Origin of the sequence: Erwinia sp. JUb26, from assembly GCF_003751505.1 — a bacterium.
Classification (GTDB): Bacteria; Pseudomonadota; Gammaproteobacteria; order Enterobacterales; family Enterobacteriaceae; genus Erwinia.
This window is the reverse complement of sequence record NZ_RJVB01000001.1, coordinates 319131-335066: the sequence shown is the minus strand read 5'-3', so window position 1 is coordinate 335066 and position 15936 is coordinate 319131. Positions and strand designations below refer to the sequence as shown.

16 protein-coding genes are annotated in these 15936 nt (G+C 55.4%); 6 read left to right on the top strand and 10 right to left on the bottom strand.

Going from position 1 to position 15936, the window contains the following annotated elements:
- Nucleotides 1-79 precede the first annotated feature (79 nt).
- Entirely contained in the window at nt 80-1270 is a 1191-nt protein-coding gene (locus tag EC836_RS01550; RefSeq protein WP_123329475.1) for a multidrug effflux MFS transporter, read from the top strand.
- Between the two features lie 9 nt (nt 1271-1279).
- Here the strand turns inward: EC836_RS01550 and dadX are convergent, their stop codons facing one another.
- Both dadX and EC836_RS01540 read right to left on the bottom strand, forming a co-directional pair.
- On the bottom strand, nt 1280-2350 hold the full coding sequence (gene dadX / locus EC836_RS01545; RefSeq protein ID WP_123329473.1) for a catabolic alanine racemase DadX: 1071 nt from the start codon (nt 2348-2350) through the stop codon (nt 1280-1282).
- Nucleotides 2351-2380: 30 nt separating this feature from the next.
- Nucleotides 2381-3682, bottom strand: a complete 1302-nt coding sequence (locus EC836_RS01540; protein WP_123329467.1) for a D-amino acid dehydrogenase — start codon at nt 3680-3682, stop codon at nt 2381-2383.
- Nucleotides 3683-4205: 523 nt separating this feature from the next.
- Here EC836_RS01540 and EC836_RS01535 point away from each other — a divergent pair.
- On the top strand, nt 4206-5744 hold the full coding sequence (locus EC836_RS01535) for a SpoVR family protein (protein WP_123329465.1): 1539 nt from the start codon (nt 4206-4208) through the stop codon (nt 5742-5744).
- A gap of 83 nt (nt 5745-5827) precedes the next feature.
- Here the strand turns inward: EC836_RS01535 and fadR are convergent, their stop codons facing one another.
- Nucleotides 5828-6547 carry a fatty acid metabolism transcriptional regulator FadR gene (fadR, locus tag EC836_RS01530; protein ID WP_123329463.1) on the bottom strand — a complete coding sequence of 240 codons (720 nt, stop codon included), beginning with the start codon at nt 6545-6547 and terminating at the stop codon, nt 5828-5830.
- A gap of 311 nt (nt 6548-6858) precedes the next feature.
- Between fadR and dsbB the strand changes: the two genes are divergently transcribed.
- Entirely contained in the window at nt 6859-7389 is a 531-nt protein-coding gene (dsbB, locus tag EC836_RS01525) for a disulfide bond formation protein DsbB (protein WP_123329461.1), read from the top strand.
- A gap of 55 nt (nt 7390-7444) precedes the next feature.
- On the opposite strand, the gene EC836_RS01520 is transcribed toward dsbB, so the two are convergent.
- The 4 genes from EC836_RS01520 to EC836_RS01505 form a co-directional block, all read right to left on the bottom strand.
- On the bottom strand, nt 7445-7894 hold the full coding sequence (locus tag EC836_RS01520) for a YcgN family cysteine cluster protein (protein WP_123329459.1): 450 nt from the start codon (nt 7892-7894) through the stop codon (nt 7445-7447).
- A gap of 63 nt (nt 7895-7957) precedes the next feature.
- Nucleotides 7958-8617 (bottom strand): fumarylacetoacetate hydrolase family protein, encoded by a 660-nt coding sequence (locus EC836_RS01515; protein ID WP_123329456.1) that lies wholly within the window; start codon nt 8615-8617, stop codon nt 7958-7960.
- A 57-nt stretch (nt 8618-8674) separates the two neighbouring features.
- The gene (locus EC836_RS01510) at nt 8675-9712 is read right to left on the bottom strand and encodes a lytic transglycosylase domain-containing protein (RefSeq protein ID WP_123329454.1); all 1038 of its coding nucleotides are present in this window, start codon (nt 9710-9712) and stop codon (nt 8675-8677) included.
- Between the two features lie 83 nt (nt 9713-9795).
- Complete coding sequence (locus EC836_RS01505; RefSeq protein ID WP_123329452.1) at nt 9796-10071, bottom strand: YcgL domain-containing protein; 276 nt, start codon at nt 10069-10071, stop codon at nt 9796-9798.
- Between the two features lie 157 nt (nt 10072-10228).
- Here EC836_RS01505 and minC point away from each other — a divergent pair, with 157 nt between their 5' ends.
- The 3 genes from minC to minE are packed head-to-tail and all read left to right on the top strand — an operon-like array spanning nt 10229 to nt 12069.
- Nucleotides 10229-10942 (top strand): septum site-determining protein MinC, encoded by a 714-nt coding sequence (minC, locus tag EC836_RS01500; protein ID WP_123329450.1) that lies wholly within the window; start codon nt 10229-10231, stop codon nt 10940-10942.
- Between the two features lie 41 nt (nt 10943-10983).
- A complete protein-coding gene (gene minD, locus EC836_RS01495) occupies nt 10984-11796 on the top strand; it encodes a septum site-determining protein MinD (protein WP_123329448.1) in 813 nt (270 codons plus the stop codon).
- Nucleotides 11797-11799: 3 nt separating this feature from the next.
- Complete coding sequence (gene minE / locus EC836_RS01490; protein ID WP_123329446.1) at nt 11800-12069, top strand: cell division topological specificity factor MinE; 270 nt, start codon at nt 11800-11802, stop codon at nt 12067-12069.
- A gap of 55 nt (nt 12070-12124) precedes the next feature.
- Here minE and rnd read toward each other — a convergent pair whose 3' ends face one another.
- The 3 genes from rnd to EC836_RS01475 all read right to left on the bottom strand — a co-directional run bounded on the left by rnd (nt 12125) and on the right by EC836_RS01475 (nt 15907).
- The gene (gene rnd, locus EC836_RS01485; RefSeq protein WP_123329444.1) at nt 12125-13234 is read right to left on the bottom strand and encodes a ribonuclease D; all 1110 of its coding nucleotides are present in this window, start codon (nt 13232-13234) and stop codon (nt 12125-12127) included.
- A gap of 172 nt (nt 13235-13406) precedes the next feature.
- Nucleotides 13407-15095, bottom strand: coding sequence for a long-chain-fatty-acid--CoA ligase FadD (gene fadD, locus EC836_RS01480; protein WP_123329442.1), 1689 nt, complete (start codon nt 15093-15095; stop codon nt 13407-13409).
- 215 nt (nt 15096-15310) lie between these two features.
- Complete coding sequence (locus tag EC836_RS01475) at nt 15311-15907, bottom strand: Slp family lipoprotein (protein WP_123329440.1); 597 nt, start codon at nt 15905-15907, stop codon at nt 15311-15313.
- Nucleotides 15908-15936: the final 29 nt, after the last annotated feature.

Sequence of the window (15936 nt, the reverse complement as noted above, 5' to 3'; positions counted from 1 at the left end):
CTGACACTTTATGCTTTTCTTTTACCTGGGGAATCTCTACCCTGTACGGCTTGCTTTAATTTTGGATCTTACTTCTGTCATGCAAAAATTCACCCTGCTGCTGCTCAGCCTGGTTCTGCTTGCCCCGCTGGGCATCGATCTGTATCTGCCCACTCTGCCGGACATCGCCGTCGGATTAAACACCCCGGTGGCCAACATTCAGACCACCATTCCCCTGTTCCTGCTGGTGATGGGCCTGGGACAAATTGTCGCCGGTCCACTGGTGGATAACCTGGGGCGTAAACCCATCGCCATCGTTGGCCTGCTGCTTTACGTTATCGGTAGCGTGATGGCGGCCACTGCAGACGTCTGGCTGCAGTTCCTGGTGGCGCGCATTATTCAGGGCTGTGCGGTCTGCTGTACGGCGGTTGTGGCCTTTAGCGGCGTTCGCGATCGCCTGAACGGTGATGATGCCGCCCGCGCCTACGGCTTCCTTAACGGCGCGCTGAATATCGTTCCTGCGCTCGCCCCGCTGCTCGGCGGGCTGCTGGCGGAAGCCTTCAACTGGCGCGCGCCGTTCTGGTTCCTCACTCTCTACGCCGTGTTTATCGGTCTGCTGGTAGTGTTCTTCCTGCCGGAGACGCGCCCGGCGGATACGCAAAAAGTCAAAGGCCTGCCGCTGCGCCAGTACTGGCAGATCCTCCGCCAGCCGCGATTCCTTGCGTTCGCTTTCGCTAACGCCGGAGCGCTGGGCATGGTACTGACCTATGTTTCACTGGCACCTAACGTGCTGATGACCGAAGGCCGCCTGTCAGCCCTGCAGTTCTCGGTTGCGTTCGGTGCCAACGGCTTCTGGATTATGCTGGTCAGCGTGCTGGTCAATAAGGTTATTCGCAAGCTCGGCCGTCCTGTCTGCCTGGCAATTGGCGCGCTGGCGATGACCGCCGGGGCGGTAATGCTGACGGCGGGCGTCTGGCTGCTTCCCGACGCGTGGCAGACGCACTGGGCACTGTATATGCTGCCGGTGGCGGTGTCCGTTGCCGGTCTGGCCTTTACCGTCGGACCGGCCACCAGCTACGCGCTGGAACCCTATCAGCAGCAGGCCGGTGTGGCCTCGGCGCTGGCGGGCTTTATTCAGATGGCTGGCGGTTCGTCGGCCGGGCTGTTAATGATGGCCCTGCCGCTGACGGAAAAGTCGGCGCTGGCGCTGATGATGGTGGCGGGTGCGCTGCTGGCGTTTATCGCCTGGCGCTTCAGTAAGAAAGTGCGCGGCACGCTGACCGCGCTCTGATTTTAGCGATTACACGATAACAACCGGTACCCGAGGCGCGAGCGCACACATCAGCTCATAACCCACGGTGCCGGATGCCGCCGCAACATCATCGATCTTGACGTGATTCCCCCACAGCTCAACCGCACTGCCGATACCGGCCTGCGGGCAGGGGGTTAAATCCACGGTGATCATATCCATGGAAACGCGGCCAACGATACGGGTCATGACGCCATCGACCATTACCGGCGTACCGGTTGGCGAAATACGCGGATAGCCGTCGGCATAGCCGCAGGCCACCACGCCAATACGCTGCTCTTCACTCGCACGATACAACCCGCCGTACCCCACCCGGGCTCCGACGCCCAGCTGCTGCACACCGATAATTTCACTGGTTAAAGTCATCACCGGCTTCAGCCCGTTCCCGGCGATATCCTGCCAACGGCCGCTGGGTGAAGCACCGTAGAGAATAATACCGGGGCGCACCCAGTCGTGGTGGGTTTGCGGATGCCACAGCGTGGCGGCAGAGTTGGCGAGGCTGCGCGGGCAGTCAAGCCCTTCCGCCGCCTGCTCTATACGTCTCAGCGGTTCGGCAATGCCTTCCGCCGTTTCCCCTTCGGCAAAGTGCGCCATCAGGGTAATGTCACCCACGTTCGGCAGCGAACGCAGTTTTTGCCAGGCGTTATGTACCTGCTCAGGCTGGAAGCCCAGTCTGTTCATGCCGCTGTTCATTTTGAGGTAAATATCCAGCGGCGCGGAGAGCTTCGCCTTTGCCAGCGCCTGGATCTGCCAGTTGCTGTGTACGCTGGTGGTCAGGCGGTAGCGGTCGAGAATGTCCAGGTCTTCCGGATGGAAAAAACCTTCCAGCAGCAGGATAGGCTTCTTCCAGCCGCGTTCGCGCAGCAGGATCGCCTCTTCCAGATCCAGCAACCCGAAGCCGTCGGTTTCCTGCAGGCTCTGCCAGACGCGCTCAATACCGTGCCCATAGGCGTTAGCTTTAACCACTGACCACAGGCGCGAACCGCCTGCTGCCTGGCGGGCGACGGCCAGGTTTTGCCGCAACGCGGCGGTATCGATCGTTGCGACAATCGGACGCGACATACTCTCTCCTTGAACATTCAATACGGTAAGTTAACGGATACTGGCCCCGTGCAGCGAACGGGCCGGCGCAGGCGTATAGCCCGGCAGATAGCGCATGACCGACAGATCTTCCGCCATAATCGCCGGCGTTTTACCCGTAATAATATCCGCCAGAAGCTGACCGGATCCGCAGGCCATCGTCCAGCCCAGAGTACCATGGCCGGTATTAAGATACAGGTTTTTCAATGGGGTACGGCCCACGATCGGCGTACCGTCCGGGGTCATCGGGCGCAGCCCGCTCCAGAAAGTCGCCTCGGCAACATTGCCGCCGTGCGGGAAGAGATCGCGCACCACCATTTCCAGCGTACCCCGGCGCGCCGGTAATAATTTTGTATTATAGCCAACAATTTCCGCCATTCCGCCGACGCGAATGCGATTATCAAAGCGCGTGATCGCAACTTTGTAAGTTTCATCCAGCACGGTGGATACGGGCGCGGCGGTCTCGTCGGTAATCGGCACGGTCAGCGAGTAGCCTTTTAGCGGGTAGACCGGGATTTTGACGATATCGTGCAGCAGTGCGGTGGAGAACGAACCGAATGCCACCACGTAGGCATCGGCAGTAATCACTTCTTCTCCACACTTCACGCCGCGGATCTGGTTCCCCTCCTGCAGCAGCGCATCCACCTGCATATTGAAGCGGAAGTTAACGCCCGCTTCGGCCGCCATTCTGGCCAGTCGCTGAGTGAACAGCTGGCAGTCACCGGTTTCATCATTCGGCAGGCGCAGGCCGCCGGTCAGTTTGTGCTGCGTGGTGGCCAGGGCAGGCTCGACGCGCGCCAGATCGGCGGCTTCCAGCAGCTCATAGGGCACGCCCGCCTCTTTCAGTACGGCAATATCTTTCGCCGCGCTTTCATACTGCTGCGCGGTACGGAACAGCTGTAGCGTGCCGCCCTGGCGCCCTTCATAGGCAATGCCGGTTTCCAGGCGCAGCGCCTTCAGGCAGTCGCGGCTGTATTCGGAGATGCGCACCATACGGCTTTTATTCTGCTGGTAGTGACTCATGTCGCAGTTGCGCAGCATCTGCCACATCCACTCCAGCTGGAAGCGACTGCCGTCAAGACGGATCGCCAGCGGCGCATGTCGCTGGAACATCCATTTAACCGCTTTCAGCGGGACGCCCGGTGCCGCCCACGGTGCCGCATACCCCGGAGATATTTGTCCGGCGTTGCCGGCACTGGTTTCCAGCGCCGCATCCGGCTGGCGATCGATGACAGTCACTTCGTGCCCCGCCTGCGCCAGATACCACGCACTGGCCACGCCGACCACCCCACTACCGAGAATGACAACACGCATACCGAACCCCACCTGGTCTCTAAAGAACATTACACTATGTGATAGCTTTTATTACCGAGCAAATCACCAGTAAAAGCACACACCGCTCGCTGACAAATTTCACATATTTTTCACCCAGCCAGCGAATAAAAACAAGATATCACTACGAATACAGTCAAAAATTCTTCTTTTGTCACATACCCAGCATCTTAAATACCTTTTTTGGCATAAAAAGCCAGTTAACAGCACAAACCGTTCACATCATATCTTTTGGTTATAAACAGGATTTAATTCTAAAAAACATTCAATTATGGGCATTTCCCATCACGGAAATATCTTTTTTTAAATCAGGCTCTATTTTCTGTCGAAGATTTCGTTTGTTTTCACGAGAGGGATAAGAGACAGTGAACTATCATTGAGATATTGGCTTTTATTCCAGGCTTATCAACGCGGCACAAATGCGGGGATAGGTTGACGTGAAAACGGACATTTTGTCGCTACGTGCTGTATCGCCAGAAACCGGTTTTATAAAAAGGGGTGCGCTATGACAACGATCTTTGACGTTCCAATTACGGACAGCAAACGACTCAATGATGGACCAGACTGGACGTTCGACCTGCTTGATGTGTATCTGAAAGAGATCGATCGCGTTGCCAAATCCTACCGACTGGATACCTACCCTCATCAAATTGAGGTCATCACCTCAGAACAGATGATGGATGCCTACTCCAGCGTGGGAATGCCAATCAATTATGCGCACTGGTCGTTCGGCAAAAAATTTATCGAAACCGAACAGCGCTACAAGCACGGCCAGCAAGGGCTGGCCTATGAAATCGTCATCAACTCCAACCCCTGTATCGCCTACCTGATGGAAGAGAACACCATGACCATGCAGGCGCTGGTGATGGCGCATGCCTGCTACGGGCACAACTCTTTCTTCAAAAACAACTACCTGTTCCGCAGCTGGACCGATGCCAGCTCCATCGTTGACTACCTGATTTTTGCCCGCAACTACATCCGCGAATGTGAAGAACGCTACGGGCTTGAGCAGGTGGAACGGCTGCTGGATTCCTGCCATGCGCTGATGAACTACGGCGTAGATCGCTACAAGCGGCCGCAAAAGATTTCGCTACAGGAAGAGAAAGCGCGACAGAAGAGCCGCGAAGAGTATCTGCAAAGCCAGGTTAATATGCTGTGGCGCACCCTGCCGCGTCGTGAGCGCGAGGAAACGCAGCATTCAGCCGCCCGCTATCCGTCGGAGCCGCAGGAAAACCTGCTGTACTTTATGGAGAAAAACGCGCCACTGCTGGAGCCGTGGCAGCGAGAGTGTCTGCGCATCGTCAGAAAAGTCAGCCAGTATTTCTATCCGCAAAAGCAGACGCAGGTCATGAATGAAGGCTGGGCAACGTTCTGGCACTACACCATTCTGAATCATCTTTATGACGAAGGAAAAGTCTCCGAGCGCTTTATGCTGGAGTTTCTTCACAGCCACACGAACGTGGTCTATCAACCGCCGTATAATAGCCAGTGGTACAACGGCATTAACCCCTACGCGCTCGGTTTTGCCATGTTCCAGGATATCCAGCGCATCTGCCAGCATCCCACCGAAGAGGATCGCTACTGGTTCCCGGATATTGCCGGGAAAGACTGGCTGGAGACGATGCACTTCGCCATGCGCGAGTTCAAAGACGAAAGCTTTATCAGCCAGTTCCTGTCGCCGAAGGTGATGCGTGATTTCCGCCTGTTTACCGTGCTGGATGACGATCGCAACAACTATCTGGAAATCGCGGCGATCCATGATGAAACGGGCTACCGGGCAATCCGTCAGCAGCTTTCCGCGCAGTATAATCTCAGCAACCTGGAGCCGAACATTCAGGTTTATGATGTCGACTTACGCGGCGACCGTTCACTGACGCTGCGCTACGTGCCGCACAATCGCGCGCCGCTGGATAAAAGCCGTCGTGAGGTGCTTAAGCATGTTCATCGTCTGTGGGGCTTTGACGTCACGCTCGAGCAGCAAAACGAAGACGGCACGTCAGAGATCCTCGATCGCTGCCCGCCGCGGCCGAGTAGCCCGCTCTGACGGATCGTTACCTTCACGTATGCTGAAATAAAAACGCCCCCGGAGGCAGACTCATCCGGGGGCGTTTCACATTGTGCTGTCCGTCAGCGGCGAGGCGGCGGCAGATCCGTCGGCATACTGATCTGCATCGCATGCCAGATCTCTCCGCTACGGCGGCCATAATCCCGCACGGTGTCGGCAATCTGTTCATACTCTTTCGAGTGACAGATATGCAGCAGGTGCTGATAGAAATCCTGCGCCAGGCGGCGCGCTTCAGGATTCGAAAAGTAGTGGCGGCCAACCCGGGTGTACAACCCTCTCAGGCCGTTGAGGATCAGCCCATAAATCGGATTGCCGGAGGCAAACGCCAGCCCGCGGAAAATGCTGTAGTCCAGCTCGGTGTATGCCTCAGCGTGATCGTCAATGTGGTTAGCCGTTTCCAACACTTCTCGCGCTTTATCCGGGTAGGTACGAATGGCACGGCGGATAAAGATGGAAGAAATATCGGTACGCACGGAAAGCAGGTTATCAATCAGCTGCGGCACGCTGTCGTGGTCAAGACGCGCCAGAGTCTCAAGAATGCTCAGTCCCGAGGTTTCCCAGAAGTTGTTTACCCGAGTGGGTTTACCATGCTGAATGGTCAGCCAGCCGTCACGAGCCAGACGCTGCAGCACTTCACGAAGCGTAGTGCGTGTGACGCCGATCAGCTCTGAGAGTTCACGTTCAGCAGGCAGTATCGAGCCAGGGGGAAAACGGTTATTCCAGATACTTTCTATTATATATTCTTCTGCAAAACCGGCAGGGCTCTGTGCCTTGATGACCATAAGCTTTTTGTTTCCATTGCGTTCATGACTGCAAAAATTCGTCTCATCATACCAGAGGCCCCAGGCTTCACCTAGCTCGTGGCAGGAGGAAAATGTCGATCGCCAGCAAAAAAATCAGCTTTATCCTGGTCTTTATCCGGCGTTTTTGCCTTTTTGCCGCTCGAACCGGATTCGGGCCTTCATCGACGCCTTTTTTCGTACCAGGTTTAATTTAAGTCATTTCACTGCCTAAATATTTCTTCTCCCGAGGCTGGAATACGGCGGCTTTTGGTTTACACTGCCGAATCAACGCTTACTACACGGATAGACTTATGTTGAGATACCTGAATCGCTGTTCTTATGGCCGGGGTGCCTGGCTGTTAATGGCGTTTACTGCTTTTGCCCTCGAATTGACGGCGCTCTATTTTCAGCATGTGATGTTGCTTAAACCCTGCGTAATGTGCATTTACGAACGTTGCGCGCTGTTCGGCATTATGGGCGCCGGGATCGTTGGCGCTATCGCACCCAAAACGCCGCTGCGCTGGGTGGCTATTCTGATCTGGCTGTACAGTGCGTGGGAAGGTGTGCGTCTGGCATGGGAACACACCATGATACAGCTGCATCCGTCACCGTTCGTGACCTGCGACTTTGCGGCGCGTTTCCCGTCCTGGCTGCCGCTGGATAAATGGCTGCCTTCGGTCTTCGTCGCCAGCGGCGACTGCGCTGAGCGCTCATGGATGCTGCTGAATATGAGTATGCCGCAGTGGCTGGTGGGGATTTTTGCCGCCTATCTGCTGGTGGCCGTGCTGGTGCTGATTGCCCAGGCGTTTAAACCGAAAAGACGCGATTTGTTCTCGCGCTAAATGAATAAGGCCAGCAACGTTGCTGGCCTTATTGTTTTCCTGGACTGACCGACGGTTAATTACCGTAACCGCGTGGGCGATTAATGATGTGCTCTTCCCAGTCCACCACTTCGCTTTCATGCACGGCAATATGACGTACTGAGATTCTGGCTGCATGCATGGCCGCACGCGAACCGTTGCGTAGCGGATGCCAGACCGGCAGCGTTTTGCCTTCGGCCAGCACACGATAGGCGCAGCTGGGCGGCAGCCATTCGAAAGTTGGCAGATTTTCGCGCGTCAGCTTGATGCAGTCCTCTTCCAGCTCAAAACGGTGCTCGTAGTTGCGGCACTGGCAGGTTTTGATATTCAGCTGGTTACAGGCGACGTTGGTAAAGTAAATCTCATCCGTGTCGGCATCCTGCAGCTTGTTCAGGCAGCACTGACCACAGCCATCGCACAGGGATTCCCATTCCTCATCGCTCATCTGTTCCAGCGTTTTTTGCTGCCAGAAAGGGTTCTCAGTCATGTCGGTGTCCGGTAAAAGTAAAAACCCGCACCTTATAAAGGGTTTGGGCTGAGGATGCAAGTATTACAGCACCCGGGTCGCGATACCGTGACCGCCGAGCGACACTTCCAGCTTATCGCCGGAGGCCATTGGGCCAACGCCTTCCGGCGTACCGGTCAGGATCACATCGCCCGCGCGCAGGGTGAAGAACTTGCTCATATAGGCTATCAGCGGCAGGATTTGGTGGATCATATCAGCGGTACTGCCGTGCTGGCGAACTTCACCGTTGACGATCAGCTTCAGTTCAACGTTCTGCGGGTCGGCGGTAAATTCACTGCGCGGGATAAAACCCGAAATCGGGCAGGAGTTATCAAACCCTTTTGCTTTTTCCCACGGCTGTCCGGCCTTCTTGCAGCCCGCCTGCACGTCGCGCAGGGTTAAATCCAGCGCCACGCCATAGCCTGCAATCGCCTGAGCGACGTGCTCTTCGCTGGCATGTTTGAGCGTGGCACCAATCAGCACCGCCAGCTCGACTTCATGATGCACGGCACCGAGCCCCTGTGGAATGGACAGCGGCTGACGGATATCGCACAGCGCGGTTTCCGGTTTGATAAACAGCACAGGTTCGGTCGGGGTCGCGCTGCCCATCTCTTTAATATGTTTGGCGTAGTTACTGCCCACGCAAACCACCTTATTGACCGGAAAATCCAACAATGCGCTCTGCCAGTTGTGATGCTGATACATGTTTTTCCCCTGCTTGGTTAAACGGCGGCCCCGGCATCATGCCGCAGCCACCCCGTGTTACTGTGCGATAGCATCCGCCATCATGCCGATACTAATGGCAAAATAATAAGATCGATTCCAGTGCATTAGCGTACGGAAATTGTCATAAACCATGAATGAACGGCCGTCACCATCTTCAGGCGTGACGATCCACGCCCGGCCGGGTGCATCTCCCTGCGGGGTCGTCTTAAGGACCACGCCAAGCTGCTGCCACTGTGCGGGTGTTTTCGCCTGAGCGGTTTTCAGACCGCTAAGCCCGCTATCAAATCCTGACGGCAGCGTGACCTCGCTTCCCCATCCCTGCCCGGCTTTCCAGCCTTCTTTCTGCAGATAGTTAGCGATAGATGCAAAAACGTCATCAACGTTGTTCCAGATATCAATTTTGCCGTCGCCGTCGCCGTCCCTGCCGTAGTTCAGAAACGAGCTGGGCATGAACTGGCTCTGCCCCATGGCTCCCGCCCAGGATCCCTTCAGCGCGTCCGCCGCCATGCCCTGCTGCTGAATAATACTCAGCGCGGCCATCAGTTCTTTGGTGAAGAACGCTTCGCGACGCCCTTCAAAGGCCAGCGTGGCCAGCGCGGAAATCACGTCTTCTTTACCCTGAATGGTGCCAAACTGGCTTTCCATCGCCCATAGCGCAACGATGAATGCAGGAGAAACGCCCGATCCCGCCGCAACGCTCTCGAGCTGCGTGCGGTACTCGGTGAGCTTGTCACGTCCCTTCTCGATTTTGCCCACGGTCAGTACGCGGCTGAGGTAATCGTTAAGCGTCACTTTATGTTCGAGCTGGCTGCGATCGGAGGTGATGGCCCGGTCAACAAAATGAATGCCGGTAAAGGCCGCGTCGATAGTCGCCTGATTAAAACCCTGCTGGCGTGCGGTGGCTTTCAGCTGTTCCACGTAGCCAGGGAACTGTGCGGGGTCACGACCCTGCTGTGAAAGTGTGGTAGCGGGCGGAGAGGATAATGCTGCGGGGGGAATGGCAGCATGAGTTAAACCGGGACTGCCTGAAATCGACAGCAATGATAACAGCGTGGTAAGGAGTGGCAATTTCATGCAGGCATCCTTCAATCACTTCTCCGGCATCGGATTTAAATGCGTCAGCCGAGGCCGGAGATATATTTACAGACGATTCCTGGTTAAACTTTTTTATGGTTTTCCAAATGCATCTTTAGCAAACTTTCCGGCGGTGGTGGCATTTGTAAATAAAAGCCTTCATCGCGTAATGCCGCCCTGACTTTTTCTATATCCGCGCCCACCAGCTTCTTACTGCCATCCAGCGGCAGCAGCATCGCCAGCTGCGGTTTGCCAAAGCCACTCATCAGCGCCTCAGGTACCCGTGAGAAATCGTCTTTTTTTTCGACATAAAGATAAGTCTGGTCGCGTTTAGTACTTCGATAGATCACACAAAACATATTTTTTACTCGAATTAACCTGGAAGGTAGCTTGCCTGAATATTACAGTAACTATAACATGCTTACAGAACTTCGGAATATTGTCCTGCATTGATTAACCAGCACAAGGTGCGGCTATTTTAGACGGGATGATAAATAACAGGACTGAGCGGGACAGATGCCACAATCGCCAATTGAGTTAAAGGGCAGCAGTTTTACACTTTCTGTCCTACATTTGCACCATACCGATCCCGCCATTGTCCGCAAGGCCCTGGCGGAAAAGGTCAGCCAGGCTCCGGCCTTTCTGAGAAATGCGCCAGTCGTTGTGAATGTTTCAGCCTTAACCCGCGATGTTAACTGGCGGCAGATGCAGCAGGCTATAGTCGGTTCAGGCCTGCACATTGTCGGCGTCAGCGGCTGCAAAGACGAACAGCTAAAGCGCACAATTTCACGGTCCGGGCTGCCACTTTTAACCGAAGGGAAAGAGAAAAAACCCGCAGGCGATGCACAACCTGAAACGCCGGTGGTGATACCCGCCCCCGCTGCGGCGGAGCCCTCGGTAGACAGAACCCGGGTGATTTCTACCCCCGTGCGATCCGGGCAGCAAATCTATGCCAAAAACTGCGATCTCATCGTCACGAACAGTGTCAGTGCGGGTGCCGAACTGATTGCGGATGGCAATATTCATATTTATGGCATGATGCGCGGCCGCGCCCTCGCCGGTGCGGGAGGCGACAAAGGCAGCCAGATTTTTTGCACGAATTTATCAGCGGAGCTGGTGTCCATAGGCGGTGTGTACTGGATTATGGACCAGATACCGAACGAATTTTTCGGAAAAGCATCACGTCTTTGCCTCAAAGACGGTGAGCTGACCATCCAGACATTGAACTGAGCCATGCTCGCAAGCCCTTTCTTTTCTAAGGAAATTACTATATGGCACGCATAATTGTTGTTACATCGGGTAAAGGAGGCGTGGGTAAAACTACGTCCAGCGCGGCCATCGCTACCGGTTTAGCGCAAAAAGGAAAAAAGACGGTCGTCATCGATTTTGATATCGGCCTGCGTAACCTCGATTTGATAATGGGCTGTGAGCGCCGCGTTGTTTATGATTTCGTCAACGTGATCCAGGGTGATGCCACGCTGAATCAGGCGTTAATCAAAGATAAGCGCACTGAGAATTTGTTTATTCTGCCCGCGTCACAAACCCGTGACAAAGATGCACTGACTCGCGAAGGCGTGGAAAAAGTGCTGAACGATCTGGCCGCCATGGAGTTCGACTTTGTTATCTGTGATTCACCGGCAGGTATCGAAACCGGTGCGCTGATGGCACTCTATTTCGCCGATGAAGCGGTGATCACCACTAACCCGGAAGTCTCTTCCGTACGTGACTCCGACCGTATCCTTGGCATTCTGTCGTCGAAATCTCGCCGTGCTGAAAATTCACAGGATGCGATTAAAGAGCATTTGCTGCTGACCCGCTACAACCCGGGCCGCGTCAGCCGTGGCGATATGCTGAGCATGGAAGACGTGCTGGAAATTCTGCGTATTCCGCTGGTCGGTGTGATCCCTGAGGATCAGTCCGTACTGCGCGCCTCAAACCAGGGCGAACCTGTCATCCTGGATATCGAATCCGATGCAGGCAAAGCCTATGCTGATACCGTTGACCGACTTCTTGGAGAAGAACGCCCCTTCCGCTTCATCGAAGAAGAGAAGAAGGGATTCCTGAAACGCCTGTTTGGGGGATAAACCATGGCCTTACTCGACTTCTTTTTATCCCGAAAAAAGAGCACTGCTAACATAGCCAAGGAACGGCTGCAGATTATCGTGGCAGAACGCAGGAGGGGGGATGTTGAACCCCAGTATCTGCCTCAGTTAAAGAAGGATCTTCTGGAAGTCATTTGCAGATACGTAAAAATCGATCCGGAGATGCTCAGCGTCAAGCTGGATCAAAAAGAGGGTGATATTTCAATTCTTGAACTGAACGTCACCCTGCCTGAGTCGGAAGAACCCGATAAATGATCCTGAGCTGCTCATAATCTTCCCCTGCGCACATGCAGGGGAAAATTGTCAGAGATTAATCCTCGCTGAGGATCTCGTTAATCCCCGCCTCCAGCAGCGCTCCCCGCCAGCCATCAATCAGTTCCGGTTTACGATCCCGCGGTTTTAGTTGCCAGTACCAGCTGAGCAGCTGGTTAATCTGACGCCGTGAAGCCAGCAGCTCCTGACTCACGCCATGCTGTTCCGCCGCGCTGGCCACCCGTTCTTTAATCGCCTTGAACACCGATTTGTAGCGCGGATGATCTATCAGATTCGCCACCGGCTCCGGCAGTTCACTCTCGTCCATCGCTTCGGCTTTCGCCACCATCGCCAGCAGCGCACGCCCGTGGAAGCGGATCTCCTGCCCCGGTACGCCAAGGTGCTCCAGCTCGCCCAGCGAACCCGGCAGGTAACGAGCCACCTTCCACAGGTTTTCTTCACGCACCACGAAGTTGACCGCCATATCCTTTTCACGCGCCGTCTCAAGGCGCCAGGCGGCCATCAGGCGCAGCGCGGCAAGCTGGCGCGGACGTAGCTGCCAGGCGTTGGTGATTTCACGGAAGGCTTCCTGCGGGTCAAGCTGCGCGGTGCGTCGCTGGCACAGCAGTCGGCATTCATCCAGCGCGGCGGCCATCTGTCCGGCGGTTTCCGTTTCCGCCATCAGTTTCTGCGCGATGGGCAGCAGATAGAACACGTCCGCAGCCGCGTACTGGCACTGTTTTTCCGTCAGCGGACGCGCCATCCAGTCGGTGCGGGACTCACTTTTATCCAGTGCGATACCGGTAAAGGATTCCACAATGGTGGCAAAGCCGCAGGACAGAGGACGACCGGAAAACGCGGCCAGGATTTGAGTATCGATCATCGGGTCAGGCAGCACGCCAAACTCATGCAGGAACACTTCCAAATCTTCGCTTCCGGCGTGCAGGAATTTGACGATGTCGCGATCCTGCAGCAGCTCGCGGAACGGTTGCCAGTCACCGATGGTCAGCGGGTCGATCAACGAAATCGTCTCACCGTCGAAAAGCTGGATCAGGCCCAGACGAGGATAATAGGTACGCGTACGGACAAATTCGGTATCCAGCGCCAGGGCAGAAACCTGACGGGCCCGCTGGCAAATCTCGGCCAGCGCTTCATTGCTGGTGATCATGGTGTAATTCAAAATAACAGTCTCTTGTCGCAGGCAGCATCGCGGCCTGCCTCTGCAGGTGTTAGAAATAATAATGCCGGGCGCATCCCGGCATTTTGTTCCGTGCGGCCCCGGCGACAACGTTTGTGCCGCCGGATAGCCGCGCGGCTATCGATACATCAGGGCAAAACCCTCAGGCTGCCGGTTTCTGCGCCGCCTTGATCGCTTCATCACGCAGTTCACGGCGCAGGATTTTCCCGACGTTAGTCTTCGGCAGCTCTTCGCGGAACTCCACAATTTTCGGAATTTTGTATCCCGTCAGATACTTTTTGCAGTGCGCAATCAGCTCTTCTTTAGTGAGGGAAGGATCCTTCTTCACCACGCATATTTTCACCGACTCACCTGCCACATCATTTGGGACACCGATCGCGGCGGCTTCCCGGACTTTCGGATGCAGCATCAGCACATCTTCGATTTCATTCGGATAAACATTAAAACCGGAAACCAGAATCATGTCTTTTTTGCGGTCAACGATGCGAAGAAAGCCTTCATGATCAACGGTAACAATATCGCCGCTGCGAAGCCATCCATTTTTTAAAACTTCATCCGTGGCGTCAGGACGCTGCCAGTAACCCAGCATCACCTGCGGGCCTTTAATGCACAGCTCGCCGGGTTCGCCGGGCGCCACTTCGTTACCCTCGTCATCAACCAGCTTCACGTCGGTCGACGGCACCGGCAGACCGATGCTGCCGTTGTGGCACTGGATGTCATACGGATTGACCGAAACCAGCGGGGAACATTCAGTCAGGCCGTAGCCTTCCAGCAGATAGTGGCCGGTCAGCTTTTCCCAGCGCTCGGCGACGGACTTCTGCACCGCCATGCCGCCCCCGGCGGAAAGGCTGAGGCTGGAAAAGTCCAGCTTGTTGAAGCCGTCATCGTTAAGCAGCGCGTTAAACAGCGTATTGACGCCGGTAATGGCAGTAAACGGGTATTTTGCCAGCTCTTTCACCAGCCCCGGGATATCGCGCGGGTTGGTGATCAGCAGGTTGGCACCTCCGAGATCGATAAACAGCAGGCAGTTCACGGTCAGGGCAAAGATATGGTACAGCGGCAGCGCGGTGACCACCGTCTCCTGTCCTTCTTTCAGCAGCGAGCCGTAGGTGGCGCGGGTCTGTTCGAGGTTAGCCTGCATATTACGGTGGGTGAGCATCGCCCCCTTCGCTACGCCGGTGGTGCCCCCGGTATACTGCAGAAACGCCAGGTCATCGTTGATGATATCCGGCTTGGTGTAATCCAGACTCGCCCCACGCTGCAACGCCTGCCGGAAGGAAATCGCCCCCGGCAGATGATATTTGGGCACCATCTTTTTAATGTACTTCACGACAAAATTAACCAGCGTTCCCTTCGCCGGGGACAGCTGGTCGCCCAGACGGGTGAGGATCACGTGCTTAACCTGAGTTTTCGCCACCACCTTTTCCAGCGTGTGGGCAAAGTTGGAGACGATAACAATGGCGCTGGCACCGCTGTCGTTCAACTGGTGCTCTAGTTCACGCGGGGTATAAAGCGGGTTAACGTTGACCACCGTCATACCAGCGCGCAGCACGCCAAACAGGGCGATGGGATACTGCAGCAGGTTGGGCATCATCAGCGCCACGCGGTCGCCTTTTTTCAGCCCCAGTTCCTGTTGCAGATAGGCGGCAAACGCCCGGCTGCGGATGTCGAGCTGCCGGTATGACAGGCTCTGACCCATATTGATAAACGCCGTCTGTTCTGCATAACGCAGTGCCGCATGTTCAAACAGATCGATGAGGGAGCGGTAACGGTCCGCGTTAATTTCAGCCGGAACATCGGCCGGATAGCGGTTAAGCCAGACCTTTTGCAAGGAGTCACCTCGAAAATGAGTATTTGTAGTCATCGCAGCTCAGCCTCTGGTTTCTGTTAACATTATTTTAACTCAGCGTACCAGTTTGCTCAGCTCTCCGTTTTGAGGTTGCGAAGCCCATCACTAAAAATTTCTCACCGGGAGAAAAGTAACCAAAAAAAAGGCATACCCGCTGAAACACAGCGGATATGCCGTGAAAATTCGCTACAGCGCCACTATTCAGTCAGGATGGTCTGAACCTGCGACGGAGCCGGGGCATAGTACCCCCACGGAGGTGGACCCCAGTAACCGCCGTGACGACGACCATAACCGGGACCATACCAGATCCACGGGTCGATTGGCTGTGGCGCCGCAACCACCTGCTGGACCTTATGCCAGCGCTGATAGCCGGTGACTCTCACCACCACATAGTTGTAGTTCGCATCGCCGATCTTGCCCTTTTCAACTCCGGCGATCGGGCCAACCACGGTCACCATCTGATCGTTGAAGTTAATCGGATCGACAAAGCCGTTGATATCCGCATAGACGCGGCCAATCGTTGCCGATCCGAGGATCGGTCGGGCCGTATCATCAAGGCGCATGGCGGCGATCTCAAGACGGGTCATGCCGTTCTTGTTACTGACGCTCACCACTTTACCGCCGAAGCGTGACTCCTGCCCGACGTAAAGCTGTGGCGCATTCAGCACGCGCACCAGATCCTGCTGCGGCATAGCCGACGTGCCCTTCACCGAATCAGGTACGGTCACGCAGCCTGAAAGCAGCAAGGACGTTAATAACAAACCACTCAACTGCCAAAAACGAGATTTACGCATAAGATTCTCCCAGGTACTGTTGCTATGAC